The sequence below is a fragment of the Mammaliicoccus sp. FSL K6-3158 genome (assembly GCF_038005105.1).
Lineage (GTDB): Bacteria > Bacillota > Bacilli > Staphylococcales > Staphylococcaceae > Mammaliicoccus > Mammaliicoccus sciuri.
This window is the reverse complement of sequence record NZ_JBBOSL010000001.1, coordinates 913,772-936,468: the sequence shown is the minus strand read 5'-3', so window position 1 is coordinate 936,468 and position 22,697 is coordinate 913,772. Positions and strand designations below refer to the sequence as shown.

Annotated in this window: 26 protein-coding genes; 14 read left to right on the top strand and 12 right to left on the bottom strand. The window is 31.2% G+C overall.

Annotated features, from left to right (window positions below; genetic code table 11):
• Positions 1-7: 7 nt before the first annotated feature.
• The gene (locus MHH94_RS04595) at positions 8-1,114 is read right to left on the bottom strand and encodes a glycosyl hydrolase family 28-related protein (protein ID WP_208182601.1); all 1,107 of its coding nucleotides are present in this window, start codon (positions 1,112-1,114) and stop codon (positions 8-10) included.
• Between the two features lie 88 nt (positions 1,115-1,202).
• Here MHH94_RS04595 and MHH94_RS04590 point away from each other — a divergent pair, with 88 nt between their 5' ends.
• From MHH94_RS04590 to MHH94_RS04580, 3 genes are read left to right on the top strand one after another with little or no spacing between them, the layout of a single operon-like run.
• Positions 1,203-1,751 carry a cysteine hydrolase family protein gene (locus tag MHH94_RS04590; RefSeq protein ID WP_058591855.1) on the top strand — a complete coding sequence of 183 codons (549 nt, stop codon included), beginning with the start codon at positions 1,203-1,205 and terminating at the stop codon, positions 1,749-1,751.
• Between the two features lie 59 nt (positions 1,752-1,810).
• On the top strand, positions 1,811-2,737 hold the full coding sequence (locus MHH94_RS04585; protein WP_058591854.1) for a manganese-dependent inorganic pyrophosphatase: 927 nt from the start codon (positions 1,811-1,813) through the stop codon (positions 2,735-2,737).
• Between the two features lie 21 nt (positions 2,738-2,758).
• Entirely contained in the window at positions 2,759-3,034 is a 276-nt protein-coding gene (locus tag MHH94_RS04580; RefSeq protein WP_106417404.1) for a GNAT family N-acetyltransferase, read from the top strand.
• 42 nt (positions 3,035-3,076) lie between these two features.
• Here the strand turns inward: MHH94_RS04580 and MHH94_RS04575 are convergent, their stop codons facing one another.
• Together MHH94_RS04575 and MHH94_RS04570 are read right to left on the bottom strand one after the other, a co-directional pair.
• A complete protein-coding gene (locus MHH94_RS04575; RefSeq protein ID WP_058591852.1) occupies positions 3,077-3,379 on the bottom strand; it encodes a hypothetical protein in 303 nt (100 codons plus the stop codon).
• Positions 3,372-4,346 carry a Gfo/Idh/MocA family protein gene (locus tag MHH94_RS04570; protein WP_107603091.1) on the bottom strand — a complete coding sequence of 325 codons (975 nt, stop codon included), beginning with the start codon at positions 4,344-4,346 and terminating at the stop codon, positions 3,372-3,374. Before MHH94_RS04570 ends, MHH94_RS04575 begins: the two co-directional genes overlap by 8 nt.
• A gap of 113 nt (positions 4,347-4,459) precedes the next feature.
• On the opposite strand from MHH94_RS04570, the gene MHH94_RS04565 reads away from it, so the two are divergent.
• Positions 4,460-5,839 carry an aldehyde dehydrogenase gene (locus tag MHH94_RS04565; protein ID WP_084756436.1) on the top strand — a complete coding sequence of 460 codons (1,380 nt, stop codon included), beginning with the start codon at positions 4,460-4,462 and terminating at the stop codon, positions 5,837-5,839.
• A gap of 96 nt (positions 5,840-5,935) precedes the next feature.
• On the opposite strand, the gene MHH94_RS04560 is transcribed toward MHH94_RS04565, so the two are convergent.
• From MHH94_RS04560 to pglS, 4 genes are all read right to left on the bottom strand, one after another.
• A complete protein-coding gene (locus MHH94_RS04560) occupies positions 5,936-6,694 on the bottom strand; it encodes an ABC transporter permease (protein ID WP_078354807.1) in 759 nt (252 codons plus the stop codon).
• Positions 6,691-7,425 carry an ABC transporter ATP-binding protein gene (locus MHH94_RS04555; protein WP_340841566.1) on the bottom strand — a complete coding sequence of 245 codons (735 nt, stop codon included), beginning with the start codon at positions 7,423-7,425 and terminating at the stop codon, positions 6,691-6,693. The genes MHH94_RS04560 and MHH94_RS04555 overlap by 4 nt, the downstream gene beginning before the upstream one ends.
• 129 nt (positions 7,426-7,554) lie before the next feature.
• Positions 7,555-8,331, bottom strand: coding sequence for a carbon-nitrogen family hydrolase (locus tag MHH94_RS04550; protein WP_058591849.1), 777 nt, complete (start codon positions 8,329-8,331; stop codon positions 7,555-7,557).
• Between the two features lie 16 nt (positions 8,332-8,347).
• On the bottom strand, positions 8,348-9,382 hold the full coding sequence (gene pglS / locus MHH94_RS04545; RefSeq protein WP_084756434.1) for a 6-phosphogluconolactonase: 1,035 nt from the start codon (positions 9,380-9,382) through the stop codon (positions 8,348-8,350).
• Between the two features lie 475 nt (positions 9,383-9,857).
• On the opposite strand from pglS, the gene MHH94_RS04540 reads away from it, so the two are divergent.
• Genes MHH94_RS04540 through agrA form a run of 4 tightly spaced genes read left to right on the top strand, consistent with a single transcriptional unit; the run spans position 9,858 to position 12,629 of the window.
• Positions 9,858-10,433 (top strand): accessory gene regulator AgrB, encoded by a 576-nt coding sequence (locus tag MHH94_RS04540; protein WP_340839900.1) that lies wholly within the window; start codon positions 9,858-9,860, stop codon positions 10,431-10,433.
• Complete coding sequence (gene agrD / locus MHH94_RS04535; RefSeq protein WP_107565491.1) at positions 10,430-10,570, top strand: cyclic lactone autoinducer peptide AgrD; 141 nt, start codon at positions 10,430-10,432, stop codon at positions 10,568-10,570. Before MHH94_RS04540 ends, agrD begins: the two co-directional genes overlap by 4 nt.
• Positions 10,571-10,599: 29 nt before the next feature.
• Positions 10,600-11,916 (top strand): quorum-sensing sensor histidine kinase AgrC, encoded by a 1,317-nt coding sequence (agrC, locus tag MHH94_RS04530; RefSeq protein ID WP_049320426.1) that lies wholly within the window; start codon positions 10,600-10,602, stop codon positions 11,914-11,916.
• Complete coding sequence (gene agrA, locus MHH94_RS04525; protein WP_048540627.1) at positions 11,913-12,629, top strand: quorum-sensing response regulator AgrA; 717 nt, start codon at positions 11,913-11,915, stop codon at positions 12,627-12,629. Before agrC ends, agrA begins: the two co-directional genes overlap by 4 nt.
• A 60-nt stretch (positions 12,630-12,689) precedes the next feature.
• On the opposite strand, the gene MHH94_RS04520 is transcribed toward agrA, so the two are convergent.
• A complete protein-coding gene (locus MHH94_RS04520) occupies positions 12,690-12,908 on the bottom strand; it encodes a hypothetical protein (RefSeq protein WP_025905095.1) in 219 nt (72 codons plus the stop codon).
• A 242-nt stretch (positions 12,909-13,150) separates the two neighbouring features.
• On the opposite strand from MHH94_RS04520, the gene MHH94_RS04515 reads away from it, so the two are divergent.
• Positions 13,151-14,086: an LPXTG cell wall anchor domain-containing protein gene (locus MHH94_RS04515; protein WP_119650313.1), complete on the top strand. Its 936-nt coding sequence runs from the start codon at positions 13,151-13,153 to the stop codon at positions 14,084-14,086.
• Here MHH94_RS04515 and MHH94_RS04510 read toward each other — a convergent pair.
• A complete protein-coding gene (locus MHH94_RS04510) occupies positions 14,076-14,648 on the bottom strand; it encodes a hypothetical protein (RefSeq protein WP_048540625.1) in 573 nt (190 codons plus the stop codon). The two genes, MHH94_RS04515 and MHH94_RS04510, sit on opposite strands and share 11 nt — an antisense overlap.
• Positions 14,649-14,719: 71 nt before the next feature.
• Positions 14,720-14,887: a hypothetical protein gene (locus MHH94_RS04505; protein ID WP_049320466.1), complete on the bottom strand. Its 168-nt coding sequence runs from the start codon at positions 14,885-14,887 to the stop codon at positions 14,720-14,722.
• A gap of 245 nt (positions 14,888-15,132) precedes the next feature.
• Between MHH94_RS04505 and MHH94_RS04500 the strand changes: the two genes are divergently transcribed.
• Positions 15,133-16,104 carry a bile acid:sodium symporter family protein gene (locus tag MHH94_RS04500; RefSeq protein ID WP_058591845.1) on the top strand — a complete coding sequence of 324 codons (972 nt, stop codon included), beginning with the start codon at positions 15,133-15,135 and terminating at the stop codon, positions 16,102-16,104.
• Positions 16,105-16,437: 333 nt separating this feature from the next.
• Positions 16,438-17,475 (top strand): C45 family autoproteolytic acyltransferase/hydolase, encoded by a 1,038-nt coding sequence (locus MHH94_RS04495; RefSeq protein WP_078354812.1) that lies wholly within the window; start codon positions 16,438-16,440, stop codon positions 17,473-17,475.
• 43 nt (positions 17,476-17,518) lie between these two features.
• On the opposite strand, the gene MHH94_RS04490 is transcribed toward MHH94_RS04495, so the two are convergent.
• Positions 17,519-18,358 carry a DUF4097 family beta strand repeat-containing protein gene (locus tag MHH94_RS04490; RefSeq protein WP_048540622.1) on the bottom strand — a complete coding sequence of 280 codons (840 nt, stop codon included), beginning with the start codon at positions 18,356-18,358 and terminating at the stop codon, positions 17,519-17,521.
• Positions 18,355-18,903, bottom strand: coding sequence for an HAAS signaling domain-containing protein (locus MHH94_RS04485; protein WP_058591843.1), 549 nt, complete (start codon positions 18,901-18,903; stop codon positions 18,355-18,357). The genes MHH94_RS04490 and MHH94_RS04485 overlap by 4 nt, the downstream gene beginning before the upstream one ends.
• Before the next feature lie 154 nt (positions 18,904-19,057).
• Between MHH94_RS04485 and MHH94_RS04480 the strand changes: the two genes are divergently transcribed.
• From MHH94_RS04480 to MHH94_RS04470, 3 genes are all read left to right on the top strand, one after another.
• A complete protein-coding gene (locus MHH94_RS04480) occupies positions 19,058-20,095 on the top strand; it encodes a S66 family peptidase (protein ID WP_058591842.1) in 1,038 nt (345 codons plus the stop codon).
• An 81-nt stretch (positions 20,096-20,176) separates the two neighbouring features.
• Positions 20,177-20,728: a thioredoxin family protein gene (locus MHH94_RS04475; RefSeq protein ID WP_058611167.1), complete on the top strand. Its 552-nt coding sequence runs from the start codon at positions 20,177-20,179 to the stop codon at positions 20,726-20,728.
• A gap of 674 nt (positions 20,729-21,402) precedes the next feature.
• Entirely contained in the window at positions 21,403-22,641 is a 1,239-nt protein-coding gene (locus MHH94_RS04470) for an L-lactate MFS transporter (RefSeq protein WP_106417766.1), read from the top strand.
• The last annotated feature ends 56 nt before the right edge of the window (positions 22,642-22,697 follow it).

The following is a 22,697-nucleotide window of genomic DNA, read 5'->3' as shown; positions in this document are numbered from 1 at the left end:
ATTTTAATTATATATGAATAAGGTTCTCAACTTGATCTTGTTTGATATTGCTTAAATTACGGTTGTTGTATAAATAAATATCTGTCGTCTTAATGAATTTAATATTATTTGAAGATTCTCCTTCAAAATGATTATTATAAATATAAATATCTTTATTCATAACGTCTTCATAACTTTTAATTAAAATACTTGGTTTACTTTTAATATCTTTAAATGTATTATCACCTATCAATATAGTTGACCCTGCTTGTCCGCCTCTATTTAATTTATGGATATCTAATGAATATTTACCTGTTGGTACAGCTAAATATCGAATACCGCCCTCACAATTTATAAATTGATTGTGTGTAACGGATGAATCTTTCGCTTTTAATAAAGTAACTGCGAAATCCCCTAATCCTTCAAAAGTATTATGTTGAATATTTATATTCTCATAAAACACATCATACATACTTGCATGAGATCCAACTGCTCTATTCCAAGGTAACATGTTTGGATCACCTGAATTTCCGAAATAACAGTTTTCAATCAGTGCATTTTTAGTTATCGTACCATCTGTTGCCCCAAATTTAGGAAATGCTCCTTCAGTTTGAATATCTATTTGAACTGCTTCACTAAATAATCTCGTTCCACTATCGTCACGGAAACCAAGAAACTTACATTCATTTACATAAAAGCCGTCTAAGCCACATGCATCAATCGCATGCCCACCTACAACATTCTTAAATGTCACATTATGTATTTGAATATTGCGTGCATGACCAATAGACATGATTGTGTTATTTGTATTATTTGTATGTCCAAAAGCATCAAATGTTCCACCGATAATATTGATATTACCGTGCCCATCGTAGCCATAGTATTTTTTCAATCTATGTCCGTTTTTCAGCATAGCTGTAGGCGATTTTCTGATTAATACAGCCTCATCATGTAAAATAAGCGTTGTATGTTCATATATCACTAATTCATAAATAATATGATAAACACCTTTAGGTATATAAACTGTTACTGGTCCCTTCTTAGCTTGTAATAAAGCCAATTGAATACCAATTGTATCTGTTAATCCACAACCACCTTTAGCACCATAACGATTTACATTAACAATATGCTTCATACTTCATAACCACCTTAATATAGCGTATACTTGCATGTATATTTATATTACACTGAAAACATTTTATAAACAATTAGGGGGAATATAATTGAAGAAAGCACTCATTATCGTTGATTATTCAAATGATTTCGTTGCGTCAGATGGTAAGTTAACATGCGGAGAACCTGGTCAAGAAATTGAACAAAATATTCACCATAAAATCGAAACATACAACTTGAATGAAGATTTAATTTTTTATTTAATGGACTATCACCATGAGAATGATCCATATCATCCTGAAACAAAATTATTTCCACCTCATAATATCGTAGGTACAGAAGGTAGAAATTTATATAACTCATTAAAGCCTCAATACGATTCAATCAAACATTCTAATCACGTATTTTGGATAGATAAGACAAGATATAGTGCATTTTTCGGTACAAATCTTGATAGTTTATTAAGAGAACGACATATTGATACTGTTGAAATTGTCGGCGTTTGTACAGATATCTGTGTGTTACATACTGCTGTCGATGCTTACAATTTAAATTATCAAATTATTATACCTAAGAATTGTGTCGCTTCTTTTAATCAAGCTGGACACGATTGGGCGCTTACACATTTTGAAAATAGTATAGGCGCAGTTGTAGAATAGACAATGTGTTCATGTTAAAATAAAGTGACAGAATATTCAAAGCAAAAGGAGAAATTACATTGGTAAACACATTTATATTTGGACATAAGAATCCTGACACAGATACAATTGCTTCAGCATTAGTAATGGAAGATTTACAAAAAGAACTTGGAAATGACGTTCAAGCTGCAAGACTTGGAGACGTTTCTGATGAAACACAATTTGCGTTGGATTATTTCAAAGTTCAAGCACCTGCATTATTAGAAACACCTTTAAAAGACAAAAACGTTATTTTAGTCGATCACAATGAATTCCAACAAAGTGCAGATGATATTACAGATGCTACAATTACAATAGTTGTTGATCACCACCGTATCAGCAATTTTGAAACAGCAGCTCCATTATATTACAGAGCTGAACCAGTTGGTTGTACGACTACAATCCTTAAAAAAATGTATGAAGAAAATGGTATTGAAATTAAACCTGAAATTGCTGGTCTTATGATTTCAGCTATTATCTCTGATACATTACTATTTAAATCACCAACATGCACAGAACAAGATAAACAAGCTTGTGAAGCATTAGCTAAAATTGCCAATGTTGATTTAAATGAATATGGTTTAGAAATGTTAAAAGCAGGAGCTTCAGTAAAAGGTAAATCACCAGAATTCCTTTTAAATATGGATGCTAAATCATTCAACATGGGTGATAAAGTTGTACGTATTGCACAAGTTAATACTGTTGATGTAAACGAAGTTCTTGAAATTCAAGAAGACGTTGAAAATGAAATCAACGCAATTATTGCTAAAGAACAATATGACTTATTTGTATTTGTTATTACAGATATCTTAAACAGTGACTCAACTGCTATTGCTTTAGGTAAAGAACAACAAGTCGTAACAAAAGCGTTCAACACTGAATTAAATGGAAATGTCGCTGTATTACCTGGCGTTGTTTCTCGTAAGAAACAAGTCGTTCCACCTATTGATGAATTATTAGGTAAATAATTTATAAGGAGTGTGCTTTAAATGGAAATCAAACAAGGTACAAACAAATTTTATGTAGGCAATTCTGAGAATGATTTTGATGCAGAAATCACGTATCAAGACTTAGATGGCAAGACACTTGTAGTCGATCATACTTTTGTAGATCCTTCACTACGAGGACAAGGTATTGCTAGAAAATTGGTTGATGTTGTTATTGAAAAAGCAAGATTTGAAGAGAAAGTAATTGATCCAGTTTGTCCGTACGTTAAAGATGTTATGACTAAAGATGAAAGCACACACGATGTATTAAAAAAATAATCAAAAAGTCCTGACGAAATGATATCATTTCGTCAGGACCTTTTATATTTCTGTACTTTCTAATAACCGTTTAAGCAATGATTTATATTGAGGCTTTGCCTTTTCTTCTGTGCACGTATTCATAGGTGGATATTTTAAATCTTGAGCATCTTTATATGTTACTTCATCAATATAATTTGATGCTTTTTCGTAATCATAACAACTCGGAAATGCATACTTATGATTAAAGTGATCAACGACCACTCTTGATGTGGAAGATGGATTTTGTTTAAATGGTATAAATACCACGACGAGTAGTAAAACGATAATAATCACAGCTGTAATGATGAAGTACTTTTTAGACATTAAATTGAACTCCAATTTGATGTCTAATTTCATCTAATACTTTAATCGTTTCTAATGATCTTTGATGTGTATTAATAGATGACTCTACCTTATGATTCTGTACACAATTAATAAATTCAATTATTTCATCTTTCATCGTTAATGGTGAATCATTATTATATTCTTTCTGTAATACCCCTTCTCTATTAAATACTTTAATATTTGAAGGAGCACTTATTTTATCAATTAATACATAACCATTTTCCCCTACTATTTCTGAAGGACTGGGGCGGTCACATATTTTTGAATAACTAATCGTTGCTTGGAAAGTATGATAATCCAATATTGCATTACCTTGTCCATCGGCTCCAGTATCTAATTTAAAACCATTTGCTTTAATATTTTGTGGCATACCAAACAAATGTATCATCGGAGCTACTGCATAAACACCTAAGTCCATTAAAGCGCCGTTCCCTAACTCAGGTTTAAAAGCATTTTCTATGATACCTTTTTTATAGTTATCATATCTTGAAGAATATTGGTGATAATGAAAATCAGCATATCTAATTTCACCAATATCAATACGATCATTTGTAAATTCTACAAATGGCGGTAATAATGTTGATTTCATCGCTTCCATAACAGTGACATTATATTCATAAGCAAGTTTAGATAATGCTTCATATTGTTCTTGAACAATTGTCGCTGGTTTTTCGATCAAGACATGTTTTTTATTTTTAATCGCTAATTCTGCTTGTTCAAAATGAAACGCATTAGGTGATGCGATATATACCGCTTCAAAATTAGGTGATTGACAAAATAACTCTAAATCTGTGAACGTTTCAGTAAGTTGATGCTTCTCCTTATAATAGTCTGCTCTTTCTTCAGTTCGTGAATAGACAGCATAAGGTTCAAACGATTCAACTTCTAAACCATTCTCTATAAATTTATCACTTATCCAGTTGGTACCTATAAATCCAAATCTCATATTATTTCACCTTTTCGTTATTTTTTTAAAATAAAAATTTCATAAATAAACACTTCGCTTTTAATTATAACTATTGTTAAAATATAAACAATAGAAGTATAAAGGAGACATCCATATTGACTATCGCGACTCAATTCGAAAACTTACAATCACTTTTTGATAGTGATGTAACAAAAGATATTAAATTCAGAAAAAAACAGTTAAGAGCACTAAGAAAATCTATTAAAACAAATGAAAGTGCCTTAATTTCAGCATTGCAACAAGATTTAGGCAAAAATTCTGTTGAATCTTATGCTACTGAAATTGGTTACATTTACAAAAGTATCTCTTTCATGCTAAAAGAAGTCAAGAGTTTAGCAAGTAAAAGAAACGTGAATACACCTGTATTTTTATTTCCAGGTAAAAGTTACACAATTAACGAACCATATGGCACAGTCTTAATCATCGGTCCGTTCAATTATCCGTTTCAACTTGTTATAGAACCTTTAATTGGTGCTATTGCTGCTGGAAATTGTGCTGTTATCAAACCTTCAGAACTTACACCAAATGTTAGTATTGTAATAGAAAAGATTATACAAGAAGCATTTAATCCTTCATATGTATCTTGTATAACTGGCGACCAAACTGTAACTGAAGAACTGTTAACTTACCCATTCGACTTTATATTCTTTACTGGCTCTACTAAAGTTGGACAAATTGTGTACGAACAAGCTAGTAAACAACTTATTCCGGTAGCACTTGAATTAGGTGGAAAGAGTCCAGCAATTGTTGATAAGACTGCAAATATTAAAGTAGCAGCAGAAAGAATAGCATTTGGTAAATTTATTAATGCCGGTCAAACATGTGTCGCGCCAGATTATGTCATCATCGACGCATCGATTAAACAACAATTCATTAAAGCGATTCAAACAACTATTCGAGAGTTTTATACGTCAACAGCACAAAATAGTGAAGATTATGGCCGTATCGTAAATGAACGTCATACAAATCGATTAGTGAATTTACTTAATCAAACTAATGGAGACATTGTCTACGGAGGTAGCTCGGACAGAGATAACCGATATATAGAACCGACTATTGTCGATAATGTTAAATTTGATGATATTCTAATGGAAGACGAAATTTTTGGTCCAATATTACCTATTATGACGTATGAAGCATTCGGTGATGCCATTCAATTTATAAAAAATAAACCAAAGCCACTATCACTATATTTATTTAGTGAAGACGAAAATCATACTGATGAAGTCGTAAGAAGAATATCATTCGGTGGCGGTTGTATCAATGATACACTTTTACATTTAGGTAACCATAACTTACCATTTGGTGGTGTCGGTCATTCAGGAATTGGTAAATATCATGGCAAAGCTTCATTTGAACTCTTTAGCAATGAAAAGAGCATCATGTTTAAAACAACTAAACTAGAAACTGGCGTCCTTTTCCCACCTTATAAAGGAAAAGCTAAATACGTTAGAGCCATGTTTAAAAAGTAATACAGAAGTGTTACTGAGAGCCATACAATTAATTTTAAGCATATAAAATAAGCATATGGTATAGACATTCATTTACGTCTTAACCACATGCTTATTTTATTTATACTGACTTTCAATGAGTTGCTGCTTTTTATTAAATAAAGTTGGATATGACAAGAAGCCTAATATCACACTCGCCATTGTAGCACTTGTTAATAACATAAATACGATTAATATTTGAAAGAGTACCGCTTCAATTGGATCTGCCCCACCAATGATTTGACCACTCATCATACCTGGTAATTGCACAAGGCCAATTGTCTTTTGTTGTTCTATAGTTGGTATAACACTAGACTGTATAGAAGTGATCAGTTGCTTATGTATTGCTTGTTTAGGTGTACCTCCCAAACATAGAACAAGCTCTATCACATTTTCATTTTGTTTAACTTCTGACATAAATCTATTTAAGAACAAGATACTTAATACCATCGCATTACCAACAATCATGCCACTTATTGGTATGATGTATTGTGCTGTTGGTGGCGTAATTTTAAACCCTAATAAGATACCTTGTGTAATGACTTCTATTGCTACAAAAGCCAGTAATAATTTCCATGTGATGCCTGGTATTTCCAAACCTTTTTTTCGCGCATTTTGTGTTGCCGCACCTATTATAAGCATGACCATTAAAATGATAAAAATATGGCTTTCTTGATCAAATATAAATTGTAAAATATACCCTACTATTAACAGTTGAACAAATGATCGAATAGCTGCAATTAAAGTATCTTTCTCTAATCCTAGATTAAAACTTTTCGAAATTACTATTGGAATAATAATAAAAACAAACATTAACACGATTGATGTTATACTCATATTAATTTTTTTCCTATAAAGCTTCTGACGTTTGGTTGTTCTGAATTTTTAACATTTTCAACTGTATCAGCTAGTTCAACTTCTCCATTGATCATAACCCATATGTAATCGCTCATTCTAAAGGCTTGGTTAATATCATGTGTAATCCATATCATCGTAACTTCGTGTTCTTTAATAATTTTTTGCAATAGTTGTTCAATTGCACGTTTAGAGTTTCTATCTAATGCCGATGTCACTTCATCTAGCAATATCACTTTAGGTTTATTAACAAGTGATCGGGCTAGAGATAACTTTTGTTTTTCTCCACCTGATAATTCTTTACTATTTTTATTCAAAAAAGTTTCTGGTAAATCGACTATTTTCAAATAATATTTAGCTTCTTCATCTGTCATTTTTTTATTTTGTAGTATTAATGGCAGTTCTAAATTATCTTTTACAGTTCCTTTAATCATCGTTGCTTCTTGAGAAACTAACTGAACTTTTCTTCTAAGTTCCATTGGATTATATGTTTCAATAGATTGTTGATCAATGAATATTTCGCCACTTGTACTAGACTTTAATAAATTAATTAAAGAGAGCAGTGTTGATTTTCCTGCACCTGATGGCCCGATTATAGAAGTAATTTTACCTTTATAAATGGCACCTGTAACACCTTTTAAAATTAGTGACCGTTCTATTTCATATTCTACATTTTTAAATTGGACTGCTACACTACTTTCCAAATAAATCATCTCCATGCCTTAACCATTTTCTGTCTTATAATTGATTTTATACTTTTTCTACAAATGTTCAATATGACATTTGTAAGATAATAAGAGACTGGAATATCATATAATATCCCAGTCTCTAACTACATCTACCTAATATAAATCTGTTCTTAAACTATTGAAAATAGGAATGGCTTCACGAATTTTTTCTTGCGAATCAAAGTCTATATCAACGATTAATGTATCTTCTTCATAGTATAAACTATCAATTAATGTGCCATCTGGTGCATATGCTAAACTGTGCCCACCAAACTCATTTTCATCACAAGTACCCACACTATTACAAGCAATAATATACACTTGGTTCTCAATTGCTCTAGCACGTAATAATACTTTCCAATGATCAATTCTTAATTTCGGCCATTGTGCCGGAACAAAAATTACTTTTGCATCTTCTAAAGCTAATGAACGCGTTAATTCTGGGAATCTTAAATCATAACAAATAATCGTTCCCATCTCTATTTCATCTAACTCATATACAGTTGATTTCTTACTTCCTGAAGTTAAGAAATGATGCTCATTAAACATTGGCACGAGATGTGCTTTGTCGTAAGTATTAATACACTTTCCTTCGTTATTGACGACAATTGTTCGATTATAAATTTCATTTCCCTTTTTATATGCAATTGAACCAGCCACAATATGTTTATGGATTTCTTTTGCTTTTCGCTCTATGAAAGGTAAAATTCTTTGACCGTCTTCATCAGCAAGTTCAGTTAACTCATTTAATCGATAAGAAGTGTTCCACATTTCAGGTAACACTGCTATGTCAATTTCATCATCTAATTCATCTAACCATTGATTAATTTTTTCGATATTTTTTTCTGGCTCTCCAGGTATTACATGCATCTGATATAGTGCTATTTTCAACGTTCATCACCTACCATTATATAAATTGAACACAAACGCCTTCTGCAGCTTTTTGTTCGTTCTCTATTTCTGTCAGCTTACCAGTTTCTTTATTTCGACTAAATAATACTAAATTATATGAATGTTCATGTGCAACAACTATAAATGAATCACTTGGCGTAATATTTAAATCTCTTGGCCACGTTCCACCACTCGTTACAATTTCAACCAATTCAACATTTGCACCATCACCTAATATTTTATAAACAGCTATACTATTATGTCCTCTATTAGAAACATAAATAAACTGTCCATCATGACTTAATCTAACAGCAGCAACTTGTGAGTTTAAATCAAAGTCCTCTGGAATCGTTAATAGTGCTGGACTGATTGTTGCAAATACACCATTTTTATATGATAACACTTGAATCGTATTGCTTAGTTCATTCACTAAGTATGCGTAAACACCACTTGGATGGAATGCAATATGTCTTGGACCGCTTCCAGCTTGAACTTCTAATGTTTCATATAATTCCAATCCTTCATCAGAGAATTTAAATGTTCTAATCACGTCTGCACCTAAATCAACTGTAACGATATAATCTAAATCTGGTGTCTGTTCTGCAAAGTGTATATGGCTAGCTTCTTGTCTTGCTTCATTTGGTCCATGACCTTCACCTTTATACACATCTATTAACTCAATAATTTCGCCATTTTCAGCGTTTAATTTATAAAGTCTTACATAACCACTTCCATATACAGCTTCAAATAAATATTGACCATCTTCAGAAACTGAAATATAACAACCCGTTCCTTCTTGTGAAGCTAAGCAATCATTTATATATGTTAAGCTACCATCTGCATTGATATTAAAACTTGCAACACCACAATCATCGCCATCTCTTTTAATCGCATATAAAAATTGACCATGTTGTGTTAAATATGTAGATGCTTCAACTTCGTAACCAACTTCAACCTTCTCGATTGTTTGATCATTCTCATCAACATCAAAACGATAAATCCCTTTACCATCTTTCTTCGTATAACTACCAATATAACCTTTCGTTTTCATAAAATTAAATTCCTCCCTAATTTGTTCTTTAATATCATTCTACATGAAAACGCTCAATAACTATAATAAAAACGCATACCCAATGGTACACGTTAAAATATTTATTATATGAATAACCACGTATCAAACACAGCAGATATTTAAGTAAACAACCCATTAAAAAGTTCCACTAACCAATTAAAAATACTACAAATAGCATTGACGATATCGCCTGCCATAAAGGATCCTCCTTTATATTTAAACTTTTTAATTTATCATAAAAAATTAAATATTCACTAAATATATTATAGTATTTCAATAATAGAATTTTATATTTTCCCTAAGTCGTTAATTTAAGTTCTTAACTGCATTAAAATTATGTTAAAATACAAATATATTATAAATTCAAACAGTTAGGCATTGAAATAATACAGTTAGGCAAAAGAAGTAAAATGTAAATCAATATGTTCTATAATCATAATGAAGGAGGGGCGCTATGTATCAACCTGTCCAAACACAAATAGATAAAATTGCTGCAAGTCTTCAAAATTCAAATAATCTAGATCATGTTAGTTATTTAAAGGTAAAGTATGGACTAGAAGTATTTGTAGGGAATATGATGAAGACCATAGTTATATACGGCGCTGCCCTTCTATGCCATATATTTTTATACACACTTATTGTACATCTTAGTTATTTTGCCATTCGATATTTCGCGTTTGGCGCGCACGCTAAGTCCACTTTTCTATGTACGATACAAAGCCTAATCATGTTTGTCGTTGCACCACTCATAATTATAAATACCAACATACCCTACTGGCAATTCTTAGCCATAGCGTTAGTCGGTTATCTTATCATTATAAAGTACGCACCAATGCAAACAAAGAAACACCCAATATTAGGCAAATGGAAAAAAGGACTTAAACTAAGATCAATCCTAGCAGCAACAATTTTGATAGTATTAACTTTATTCCTTAAAGAACCCTATCAACAATTAATATGTTTAGGATTAATCTTTGAAGCAGTATCACTATTACCTATATTTTACAAAGAGGAGGAAACATTATCATGAATTTATTATCTAGCCTATTTTCAAAATCAGTATCAAATATCCTTTCAGCAATCGGTGAAAAAGCGGTAATTAGAGGTTGTAATGTATTCTTAGATGAAACAGAAGTACCACAAGAACTATTAAACGAAAAACAATAAGTAATATATAATTTGGGAAGTGTAAGTATATGGCACAATTATCAATTACAGAGACTATTATATATGGTTTGTTTCAAACATCATTATTTGTAGTTCTATTAGCACTAACTCAAAACTATCGATATTCAAAAAGGGATTATGTCATCCTATTATTAGGGTACATGATCCCTTCTCTTGCTTTATATTTTATAGTTGGTGTAGCATCTATAATATTTGTTATAACTTTTTTGGGAGTCTTTTTCTACTTTAAATTTAGAATATTTGGGATTATAAATACTTTACTGGTAATAATCATTTCAGTAGTTTCAGATTATTTATCATCCTTATTAATTAGACTCATCTTTAACATAGAACCTTCTGCTATATCAACACATGTATTTTATTTTGTCTTTCATTTTATAATCTCAGTATCAATAGCGATTATAATAAGACAATTAATGAATAGACTTAAATTAAGTTATTTATATAACAACCGTATCTACCTACTATTGTTAGCAGCGTTTTTAGGTCTTTCTTTTACGGTGTTCTACGTGTACATGCCAAAGTCTTACAATACTGAAAAAGAGTTTGAATTCCAAACTTTATTTTATGTGATCTATGTATGTGTTGCTGCTATTTTTATTATTTTAATTTCTTTCACAGTTATTAGAGAGATGGCATTGCAACGTACGAAGAAAGAAATCAATCAGTATTATAAGTATACTTTGCAGATTGAGCAGATTAATAATGAGATGCGTAAGTTTCGTCATGATTATGTAAATATTTTAGCGACTTTATCTGAATATATTAGAGAAGATGATATGGATGGTTTGAGAACATACTTTGACCAAAATATTGCACATCTTCATGATGATATGAAATTAAATGCGATAAAAATTAATGGTCTTCAAAATTTACATGTTAGAGAAATTAAGGGCTTATTAACAACGAAAATTATTCAATCTCAGGAACAGAATATCAATATTAGTGTTGAGATTACTGAACAGATTGATCATATAAATATGAACATTGTTGAATTAAGTAGATGTATCGGCATCATTATGGATAATGCAATTGAGGCTTCTGAGTTTGTTGATAATCCAACGATTCAAATTGCATTTATTAAAAATGAGAAATCGATTTTACTTGTATTCATGAATAAATGTTCAAAAGATACGCCTAAGGTACATAAACTATTTGAAAATCATTATTCTACTAAAGGTCGTAAGCGTGGTATTGGGTTAACTACGTTGAAAGAAATCACTGAGAAAACAGACCATGTTTTCTTAGATACTTTTATTAATAATCAATACTTTATTCAAAAGCTTGAAATTTTAAATGATAGCAATGAGGAAGTGATTCAATGAAAATCATCATTTGTGAAGATGACCCCAAACAATTAGAGCGCATGCAGACGATTATCAATAATTATATTATGATTGAAGAAAAAGAAATGTCTATTGAACTTGCAACACGTGATCCATATGAGTTGTTGGATCACGTTAAATCTTCAAATGATATAGGTTGTTACTTTTTAGATATTCAATTAGACGCTGATATTAATGGTATTACATTGGCAAGTGAGATACGTAAGTATGACCCTATTGGTAATATTGTTTTTGTCACAAGTCACAGTGAACTGACTTATTTAACATTTGTTTATAAAGTTGCTGCAATGGATTTTATTTTTAAGGATGATCCAGATCAACTGAAGACAAGAGTGTTAGATTGTTTAGACACTGCATACATAAGATTAGGTATGCTTTCAAAAAATACAAACGTTGAAAAGATAGAATTAACGAGAGGTAGCAATTCTGTCTATGTTCAGTATGATGATGTTATGTTCTTTGAGTCATCGTCAAAATCACATCGACTAATAGCACATCTAGACAATAGACAAATTGAGTTCTATGGAAGTTTAAAAGATTTATCTAATTTAGATGACCGCTTCTTTAGATGCCATAACAGTTATGTCATTAATCGTAATAACGTTGATACCATTAACACGAAAGATCGGGCAGTATATTTTAGTAATGGTGAGCATTGTTATGCATCTGTACGAAATATTAAAAAAATATAAACAAAACAGCGTACATGATTTATTTCAAATGTACGCTGTTTTTTATTCATTATTCACATTTTATTCGTGGTTTATAGCATTTCTAAATGATTCAATATCTTCTATGTAATATTTTACTTCGCCGCATTGTAAACATACTGCTGCTTTTGGTATTGCAATCGCTTTGTTTAAAATATCTTCATTTTCTTCTTCTTTTATTAATCTAACATCAACTAGAGTACCTGGAACATTCGTACGAAGATCATCTACCATTTCTTGATTACAACTTGCACATTTCATATAAGACATCCCCTTTTAGATTATGCTCGTTCTGATTATATTTTACTCTTTTATTTTATCACTTGCAAAAAGATTCAAGCATCCATTCTCAAAAATTTTGAATGATATATATATAGGAAGATTTTAGTTGTGTTAAAAATTTTATATAAAATACATAAAATAATAGTGGAATATCTATAGTGTTTATGGCATAATGATATCAGATGATCATCTAATTATTTAAGAGATGAAAGGAGGTCAATATGAAACCTTTCCCAATCTTTTTATTTAGTATTGTATGTATGGTCGCTACATCATTCAATACGTCACGAACTGCACACGCTAATAATGATATGACACCTATTGGCTTTCAATTTTATGCTTCTGATAATACCCCGATATCAAATGAAACTTTCCAATTACATTTAGACCAAGAAGTTAAATCTTTAACAACTAAATCTGATGGTTTAGCATTTATAGAAATTCCTAATAAGAATATTAAGCCTCACTACACTTTAACCACTTCAAATAATCAAATTTTTACTGTTGAACCTAACAAGTTATATAGATTGACTTCTTCTAGCAATAACCAACGCAATATAACGAATACAAATAATCAATCCATTTCAATTAATGTACTTTCAAAAACCTATCACCCTTTAAATAATGTGGAAGTTAAACTCATTGCAGATAAGCAAGAACTTTCTGGCATAACAGATCAAAACGGTAATACTACAATCAATATACCCACTACATTTCTTAAGTCTACTAAATTTAATGTGAAGATTAACGGCATAGATAGCCATTCAACGATTACACTAGGAGAGGATAAATATTATACATTTAATTCTGACGATAAGACTACTTCAACTTTTGAGCAAAATACAAATCAACATACTCAAATAGATCAAGTACAACAAAGTCAAAGTCAAATTACAGATAATCCGAATTCTAATCAAATTCCAAGTCAAAATCAGACATACCAAATCTCAGTCATTAAAGACTCTTTAATTCCAAACCCTAATAAACTTACTAACGATTACACTAATAAAGAAAAAAAGACCAAATCAGAAACATCAAAGCTTCCTGAAACTGGTCAAAGTTCAAAACATTACTTAAATTATTTAATAAGTGCATTACTCATATGTATTGCATCAATTCTATTTTTTATATTCAAAAAGAAGCGGTCTAAACAATAGCATTGTATTTTGAAATGATTTTACCGTCTTCAATTATAATTGGTTTACCGAGATGGTTAATACTATTAATATGTTCGAAGTACTTTTCACCTACGATTTGAAACATCAATTGGGACAACAACGCATTTGAACAATATGTTCGATTAGCATCCCAACTTTCAAATCTATATAATCTTTTTAACAAATTGCAGAAGCCTATATGAGATCCTAATATTATCCACGCATCTGGTTCATACTTCATAAATTTATCCACATACTTTTTAGAAGAACCAACATGATTCTTCCAAATGACGATATTAACATATACTTCAGATTTTTTTCGTTCGTACCACATATACTCTATGATAGCTTTTAAATGAAATGCTGTATTAATCATCTCTTTTTCATTACTCGTTCCAATTGTAATCGATTTTAAAAATGGTTGGTCATATTCAATGCTTTCAAGTATGGCATATAATTCATCTTTGCTCGGTACTTTGAGATTATGAGATAAAGCTTTTAATTGATGACACTTGTCATTTTCTAGTCTTGGGGATATTAAAACATTACGCTCATATCGCAAATATAAACCCTCCTAATTTTTAAATATAAAAAAGGGAGCAATCACAGAAATATTGTGATTGCTCCTTTATTTTAATTATTAGATTCGATTTCAGATACAATTTCTTTTGTTTTTTGTTCTAATTCTTCAAAGTCTTTTTTAAATACAAATGCTAAGACAGCAATACCTGCCCCAACAGCAACTGTTGTTATAGCAATTAAGATGAAAAAGAATTTGAATATCCCTTTAATACAATCCATTGAAGTCACCTCATTCATCATTTTCTACCTCTTTCATCATAACATAATATTTAAAATACATAAAAGATATTATCCTTTTCTAAGTGAGATATTATCGATATATAGATATTTTAGTATAATTTCACTTCATATATGTATCATTTCATCATTAATATGCAAAATAAATAATTAAATCAAATAAAGTATTGAAAAAATTTTGTATTATTGTTAATATTCTGATTATTATTTAATTGGAAGGTGTATATATGAGTAATATTAAGAAATTCAGTCAGTTTATCAATAAAACATTTGTATTTTGGATGCTTTTGGCAGCAGTGTTAGGCTTTAGCTTCCCAAATATCATTGCTCAAATAGCACCTTACATTCCTTATTTATTAGGAATTGTAATGTTTGGAATGGGCATGACTATTTCTACAAATGATTTTAAAGAAGTATTTAAATCTCCTAAAAGTGTGTTAATTGGTGTTATTCTTCAATATACTGTAATGCCTGTTACTGCATATTTAATCGCTAAAGGTCTTAATTTAAGTCCTGACGTAGCATTAGGTGTTATCTTAGTAGGTTGTTGTCCTGGTGGAACTGCATCAAATGTTATTAGCTATCTAGCTAAAGCAAATACTGCGTTATCCGTTTCTATCACAACTGTGTCTACATTATTAGCACCTATTGTTACACCTAGTTTAATTTATTTATTCGCAAGAGAATGGTTACAAGTATCATTTGCATCTATGTTTATATCAGTAGTTCAAGTTGTATTGATCCCAATTATATTAGGTTTTATCGTCCAAAGATTCTTTAAACCAGTAGCTGAAAAATCTATTGATATTTTACCTATTATTTCGGTAGTATCTATTTCACTTATTCTTGCAAGCGTAGTTGCAGGTAATAAATCACAAATCATTGAAACTGGTCTAATTATGTTTGGCGTTGTGTTATTGCATAATGTCTGTGGTTTAACAATCGGATACCTATTAGCGAAATTATTCAAACTTAACCGACCAGATAAACGTGCCATTTCAATAGAGGTTGGTATGCAAAATTCTGGACTTGCTGTGTCACTAGCAACAGCACATTTCAATCCCTTATCCGCTGTTCCAGGTGCAATATTCAGCTTTATCCACTTAATCACTGGACCTACAATTGCTATTATATGGTCTAACCAAACTAAAAAGACTAACAAAGCGCAGTCTTATACAACATCAACAGATCAAATATAAATATTAAGGAGCAAGAGACATTAAATTGTCTCTTGCTCCTTTATTTCAAAAATATATATTCTAGCTGTTCTATAAGCGTCATTTAATAGATTATCTTCTATACCATTCTTGCCATATTTTCTTTACGTAAATATATCCTTGATTCCACATTTTACATACCCCCTTCTCACATAATCAGTGAGATAATTGGTAATTCAAATATAACATGGTAATAAATTACATAGGTTAAGCGATTATTACAATCTCTTTAACATCATATTTCCAATTATATGAGAGGATTTACGTGACAAAGTACATAAGTTCAATCAAAATAAATATAAGAGGAGTGATACTGTGCAAAATGTTAAGATGCAAACATTAGAATTTAGAGGTAACCATTATGATTATGGTGTTGCCCAAGCAGAATGGTTAAAGTATACTAAAATGTTGCAAAATAGAGAAAAAGAATGGCGAATTAGAAGACCCCGCTTCGATATTAATATAGATGAAACAAAAAATATATATCAAAAATTCGCACCAAAAATTTGGGACGAACTAATGGGTATTCAAGATACATTAAAATTTCCGTTAGAAACAATCTTGTTAAACTATGGTCATTATAGAGTATATGCTAAAGATAGTGGTTGTTCCATCTTCTTAGGAGAAGATTATATGGTTAGAAACTATGATTATAGTCCTGCTACATATGATGGAAGATTTAGTCTATTCCAACCTACAGATGGTGGATATGCACAAATCGGCCCTACTTCCAGAGTAACAGGCAGAATGGATGGCATGAATGAACATGGTTTAGCGATGGGCTATAATTTTATGCATCGTAAAAAACCTGGTGATGGATTTGTTTGCTATATGATTGGAAGATTGATTTTAGAAACATGTAAAGATATCGATGATGCTGTTAGACTATTAAATGAAATTCCTCACCGTAGCTCTTTTAGCTATATTTTAATGGATAAAACAAACAAAAGGTTTACTGTAGAAGCGACACCTAGAGAAGTTGTTACTAAACAAAACAATTTATGTACTAATCATTTTGAAATATTAAGTCATGAGAATCGAAATTATATTAAAGAGTCTGTCGAAAGATATAATCGAATCGACCAAATCACAAATGACGAAATGTCTTTACAAGATGCTTTTCGATATTTTAATGATCCTCAGTATGAAATATACAGCAAGTTATTCAAAAGTTGGTCGGGTACGATACATACATCAGCATACATACCTAGCCAATTAAAAATGAAAATTGCACTTGGTGAAAATGGTACCATACATACATTTGATTTCAAAGAATGGTTAGATGGTAAATCCATTACCCTCCCAACAATAACAGGTCAGATTGATTCAGACATTCTATTTGCTAGTGAGTGAATGAAAATAGGCTGAGACTTAGAAGTCTCAGCCTATTTCTATATTATTTTATATAAATATCTCCGTTATCTGTATAACTTTCAATAACGTGTTTCCCTTTCCCTACTTTTTCGCCATTAAATGCTTTATTTTCAATTTTTGTATTGCCTGATTCAGATTGTAGTTGTAACAAAGTATTCTTAGGTGGATTCATATAAGAAATTGAAATATCTCCGTCTTCTGTTGATGATTTAATATCGCATTCATTTTTAAGTTGGCTAATATTAATATTACCAAGAGATGTAATCATTTCACTATTGACGAGACTACTTTTATCGACAGATATATTACCTGTTTTGATTTCACCTGTAAACTCCGTTAAATCCGAATGTTTAACTTTAACGCTTCCTAAGTCTGTCATCGCTTTAGCATGTTTCAAGTTTACATTTTGATAAACAATGTCACCTGTGTCCGTTATCATATTACTATTGTTACTTTTAGCATCACGAACTGAAATGTTTCCTGTATTCGTTGTAATGTTAAATGATTCGTAATTTTTAGGTGGCAAAGTGATTACTAAGTGATTAATGGTTTTTCTAAATGGAATAAAGTTGGCATTAAATTTGTATTTATTTTCTCTCTCCGTAAAATGCAATAAATTATTTTCTATGCTCGCATTAACGTCTTGATTACCGTTATATTTAATACCTAAATATTTCCCTTTCTTAACTTCAACATTTGTATTTTGCCCATTCACGATAACTTGTTCAACTTGGTTGTTTTTATATATTTTTTCATATGTTTCTTGCTTTTCATATTTATTATTAACCGTGAACCATAATATCGTTCCTAAAATGCCAAAAATTAAGAAGATGCCTAGACCAGATAAAAATAACTTCTTCATGATTCAGCACGCCCCTTAACGAGTTTCACACACCATCTTAAATATTTTAAGATACCTTTGTAACTCACTTCTATTAATTTTAGCCCTGCTACTAACAACATAAGTCCTAATCCTAAGAAAGAGATTGAAAAAATGATATTTGTAATATCTACCCAATAAAAACCGTGAACAAATACATTGATCACACTAACGATAGGACCTAACATCATTAAAGCGCCGATTACGACTACGATGAGAAGTAAAAAGGCAATGATAAGAAATGGAATAATAATAAAAAATATACTAAAAAAGCTCAACCCTAATGTCGCTAAAATTGCTTGAAATACATTCTTAAAATTGGGTGATAGCTCAGCATCATGAATGGCACTTGTTGCGTATATTTTCTTGGCAATTGCTTTAGGTTCACCAAGTTCTTGTATCAAACTTTGTTCATCTTCTGATTCAAAAAATTTCGTTTCATATTCGTACATTATTTTATCTCGCTCTACTTTAGGCAGTCGAGATAATTCATCCTCAAGGTAATTAAGGAAGGTTATTTTATCCATAGAAATACCCCTTATATTCTGAAGTTAACCTTACATTATTCATTATTTTACCATTCTTTTTACAAACAAACTTATATTATCATTTGAATTATTTGATTTCAAGTTATACCCATATGCTATACTAATTTCAACATAGAAATAAGGGGGTAATGATGTGAAAGAATTAATTAAACCGAGTAAGCTTTCTAAAGGTGACACTGTAGCAATTGTCTCTCCTTCATCAGGTTTAGCTGGCGAAAAAGACATATTATGGAGAACTGAAGTTGGTATACAAAGATTAAAAGATGAGTTCGGATTAAATGTCAAAGTCATGCCACACGCATTAAAAGGCGCTGACTTCACATATAACCATCCAGAAAAACGAGTAGAAGATTTACATCAAGCACTACAAGATCCAGAAGTTAAAGCCATTATCTGTACACTAGGTGGAGATGATTCTGTACGATTATGGCCATACATAGACTTAAATATTATTAAGGATAATCCTAAAATTTTCAGTGGATATTCTGACACGACTGCACTTCATTTTATGTTTTATCAAGCAGGTGTTTCTAGCTTCTACGGGCCATTGTTATTAACGGATTTTGCAGAAAATGTTCAAATGGATGACTACACTGTTCAATCGATCAATCAAACGTGGTTCCAAAACGGTGTTGTTGGTAATGTACCTACTTCACCACAAATTAGAAAATACGGTTTACAGTGGGATGAAAAGAACAAAAGTATCAATCGAGAATCTTTTGATAATAACGGATATGAAATTCTAAATGGTTCTGGCAAAGCTACAGGACATCTTATTGGCGGTTGTATGGAATTATTCCATTCATTAAAAGCAACTGATGTGTTCCCTAATAAAGATGTCTTTGATGGTGCTATTCTTTTCATTGAGACTGCTGAAGTTCATGCTCCACCATGGTTGATGGAAGATTATGTTCGCGCATTTGGTTCTATGGGTATTTTTGATAGAATTAATGGCGTTATTATCGGAAGACCTCAAGACGATGTATATTATGAAGAATATAAAGAAGTCTGGGTTAAAATGTTAAAAGAGTGGCATCAAGAAGATATGCCTGTTTTTTATAATGCTAGTTTTGGACATAATGAACCAAAATGCATTATTCCATACGGTGTACAAGCTGAATTAAATGTTGATAATAAGACATTTACAATAATCGATAATGCTGTAGATTAATTATTCATTTTAAAGTATTGTACTTTGCGAAATATTTCAGAATTGTTATAATATTAAGTATATAAAAGGGGGATTTTTATAATGACAAAGTTAGCTACATACTATGAACAGGCACAACCCATTAAAGAATATGTTAATGAGATGACCACAAATAAAGAGCAATTACTCGATATTTATCAATCTTTCCAATTACCTAAAAATGACGAACGATTAGATAAAATTAAAGATAAAAATTATAAAGTACTTGTTATTACTGAAGATTGGTGTGGAGATGCAATGATGAACATACCTGTTCTATTAAACATTGCTGATTACGCTAATATTGAAGTGAAAGCTTTCCATCGTGATGAAGATACTAATTTAATTGATCAATACTTAACAAACGGTACTGCTCGCTCTATACCTATTTTTGTATTTTTAAATGAAAAGCATGAACAAGAACATGTTTGGGGACCAAGAGCAATCAGCGTCCAAAAATTTGTAGAAAATATTCGTAAAGATTTACCAAGTAAAGACGATCCAACATATGCTGAAAAAGAAAAAGAAGTACATCATAGCATCCATGAAACTTATCAAAATAAAACAGAATTTTGGGATGACGTATATGAATCAATCGTTAGTTCAATCTCATAATCAGACGTACAAAGGCTCGGACATTCAGTCCGAGCCTTATTTATGTATGTGTGCCCCTATTCAACTTAGGAGAATTTCTCGCCATCCCCATGGCTACTAATATAACTATACTTCAAATCATTAAAAACAGAAAATTCATGTTATCAAAGTTAACATCTAAATTTGGGCATGTGAAAAGCGCTCGTCCGGGAATTAACGAGCGCTTTTCGGGGAAGGGTTATTAATTAAGGAAACATGTATTTTTATAAAGCCGGGAAACTTTATAAAAATATCTTGAATCATTTTATGATCCATTTCAACGTTACAATTACAGATAACTATCAAAACACGTTCTACACAAAGTCATTTACAATCATGAAAAAACATATACGAAATAGTTTTGAGGAATTGAATGGATTGTGCTTCGTGTTGTGTTATCTATGACTAAAGTATATCAGTGAGATAGGAATTTTTGTTGATTCATTCTTAACTCAAATATTTCATTTCTTAAGTGTATTTTACAACTATTTTTTTAACAGTTAGGCATGCCTAACTGTTAAAAAGACGATTAAATCAACATGCAATAAAGCTGCCTAACTGTTGAATAATGACACTTTTCAAAATTTTGATTGCTGAATATTCTGAATTTAGCTATAATGACATCAATTGGACACAATTACTATAGGGGGAATTTGATGAACAAGAAAATTAAAAACAGGTGGCTAATTGCTGTTGCAGCTGTTGGAATACATATTTCAATAGGATCTGTTTATTCATGGAGTGTATTTACGAAACATATTCAAAATGATTTAGGTTTTACATTAAGTGAAGTATCAAGAATATTTAGTATTGCAATATTGTTTTTAGGGCTTTCTGCAGCTTTTATGGGACATTTCGTTGAGAAATTTGGTCCACGTTTATCCGGACTCGTTTCTACGATATTTTTCATCTCAGGATTGTTACTTTCTAGTTATGCGATTTCCGTCGAGAGCTTGCCCTTACTTTACTTAGGATATGGTGTGTTATCAGGTATTGGGCTTGGTGTTGGATATATTGCACCTGTATCTACATTAGTAAAATGGTTCCCCGATAAGCGTGGTATGGCTACAGGATTAGCAATTATGGGATTTGGATTCGCATCAATGATTGCCAGTCCAGTTATAGAATTTCTCATTACACATTTTAATCTTGTATCGACTTTTATTATTTTAGCAGTCGTGTATTGTATTATCATGCTGATCTCTAGTTTATATTTAGAAAGACCACCAGAATATTATAGACCTAATAGTTTTAATCCTCAAAAGGATAAAAAGAAAAAGCCAGACTTAGTTCAAATGTCTGCCAATGAGGCCGTTAGAACTAAAAGGTTTTATTATTTATGGTTAATGCTCTTTATCAATGTTACTTGTGGTATAGCGATTTTATCGGTAGCAAGTCCAATGGCACAAGAAATTGTAAACTTAACACCTGCCAAAGCCGCGACAATGGTTGGTATTATCGGTGTGTTTAATGGACTTGGACGACTCATTTGGGCAAGTATTTCTGATTTTATTGGCAGAACAAATGTCTATACAATTTTCTTTGTCATTCAAATCGCATTATTCTTATGGTTACCAATCGTAGATAGTCCAATGCTGTTTCAAATTATTCTATTCATCATCATCTCTTGTTATGGCGGTGGTTTCGCTTCTATCCCCGCTTATATCGGTGATATATTTGGTACGAAACAACTCGGTGCCATACATGGCTATATATTAACGGCATGGGCAGCAGCTGGATTGGTTGGACCTTTTATATCGGCAACTGTCAGAGAAGTTACACAAAGTTACATGGCAACTTTATATATTTTCGCAGCATTCTTTGTCGTAGCTTTAGCGATTTCATTCCTAATTAGAGTAGATATTAAAAGAATTAAAGAAATGCAAGCACAGTAACATCAAATAAAATCACATAACAAAACCTCCAAATCTTTAAATAAACAGATTTGGAG

Bases quoted from the DNA above. Each gene is read 5' to 3' on its own strand.
- MHH94_RS04595 (WP_208182601.1), bottom strand. From the start codon at position 1,114: ATGAAGCATATTGTTAATGTAAATCGTTATGGTGCTAAAGGTGGTTGT.
- MHH94_RS04580 (WP_106417404.1), top strand. From the start codon at position 2,759: ATGGAAATCAAACAAGGTACAAACAAATTTTATGTAGGCAATTCTGAG.
- MHH94_RS04575 (WP_058591852.1), bottom strand. From the start codon at position 3,379: ATGTCTAAAAAGTACTTCATCATTACAGCTGTGATTATTATCGTTTTA.
- MHH94_RS04570 (WP_107603091.1), bottom strand. From the start codon at position 4,346: ATGAGATTTGGATTTATAGGTACCAACTGGATAAGTGATAAATTTATA.
- MHH94_RS04560 (WP_078354807.1), bottom strand. From the start codon at position 6,694: ATGAGTATAACATCAATCGTGTTAATGTTTGTTTTTATTATTATTCCA.
- MHH94_RS04555 (WP_340841566.1), bottom strand. From the start codon at position 7,425: ATGATTTATTTGGAAAGTAGTGTAGCAGTCCAATTTAAAAATGTAGAA.
- pglS (WP_084756434.1), bottom strand. From the start codon at position 9,382: ATGAAAACGAAAGGTTATATTGGTAGTTATACGAAGAAAGATGGTAAA.
- MHH94_RS04540 (WP_340839900.1), top strand. From the start codon at position 9,858: ATGTATCAACCTGTCCAAACACAAATAGATAAAATTGCTGCAAGTCTT.
- agrD (WP_107565491.1), top strand. From the start codon at position 10,430: ATGAATTTATTATCTAGCCTATTTTCAAAATCAGTATCAAATATCCTT.
- agrC (WP_049320426.1), top strand. From the start codon at position 10,600: ATGGCACAATTATCAATTACAGAGACTATTATATATGGTTTGTTTCAA.
- agrA (WP_048540627.1), top strand. From the start codon at position 11,913: ATGAAAATCATCATTTGTGAAGATGACCCCAAACAATTAGAGCGCATG.
- MHH94_RS04520 (WP_025905095.1), bottom strand. From the start codon at position 12,908: ATGAAATGTGCAAGTTGTAATCAAGAAATGGTAGATGATCTTCGTACG.
- MHH94_RS04515 (WP_119650313.1), top strand. From the start codon at position 13,151: ATGAAACCTTTCCCAATCTTTTTATTTAGTATTGTATGTATGGTCGCT.
- MHH94_RS04505 (WP_049320466.1), bottom strand. From the start codon at position 14,887: ATGGATTGTATTAAAGGGATATTCAAATTCTTTTTCATCTTAATTGCT.
- MHH94_RS04500 (WP_058591845.1), top strand. From the start codon at position 15,133: ATGAGTAATATTAAGAAATTCAGTCAGTTTATCAATAAAACATTTGTA.
- MHH94_RS04490 (WP_048540622.1), bottom strand. From the start codon at position 18,358: ATGAAGAAGTTATTTTTATCTGGTCTAGGCATCTTCTTAATTTTTGGC.
- MHH94_RS04485 (WP_058591843.1), bottom strand. From the start codon at position 18,903: ATGGATAAAATAACCTTCCTTAATTACCTTGAGGATGAATTATCTCGA.
- MHH94_RS04475 (WP_058611167.1), top strand. From the start codon at position 20,177: ATGACAAAGTTAGCTACATACTATGAACAGGCACAACCCATTAAAGAA.
- MHH94_RS04470 (WP_106417766.1), top strand. From the start codon at position 21,403: ATGAACAAGAAAATTAAAAACAGGTGGCTAATTGCTGTTGCAGCTGTT.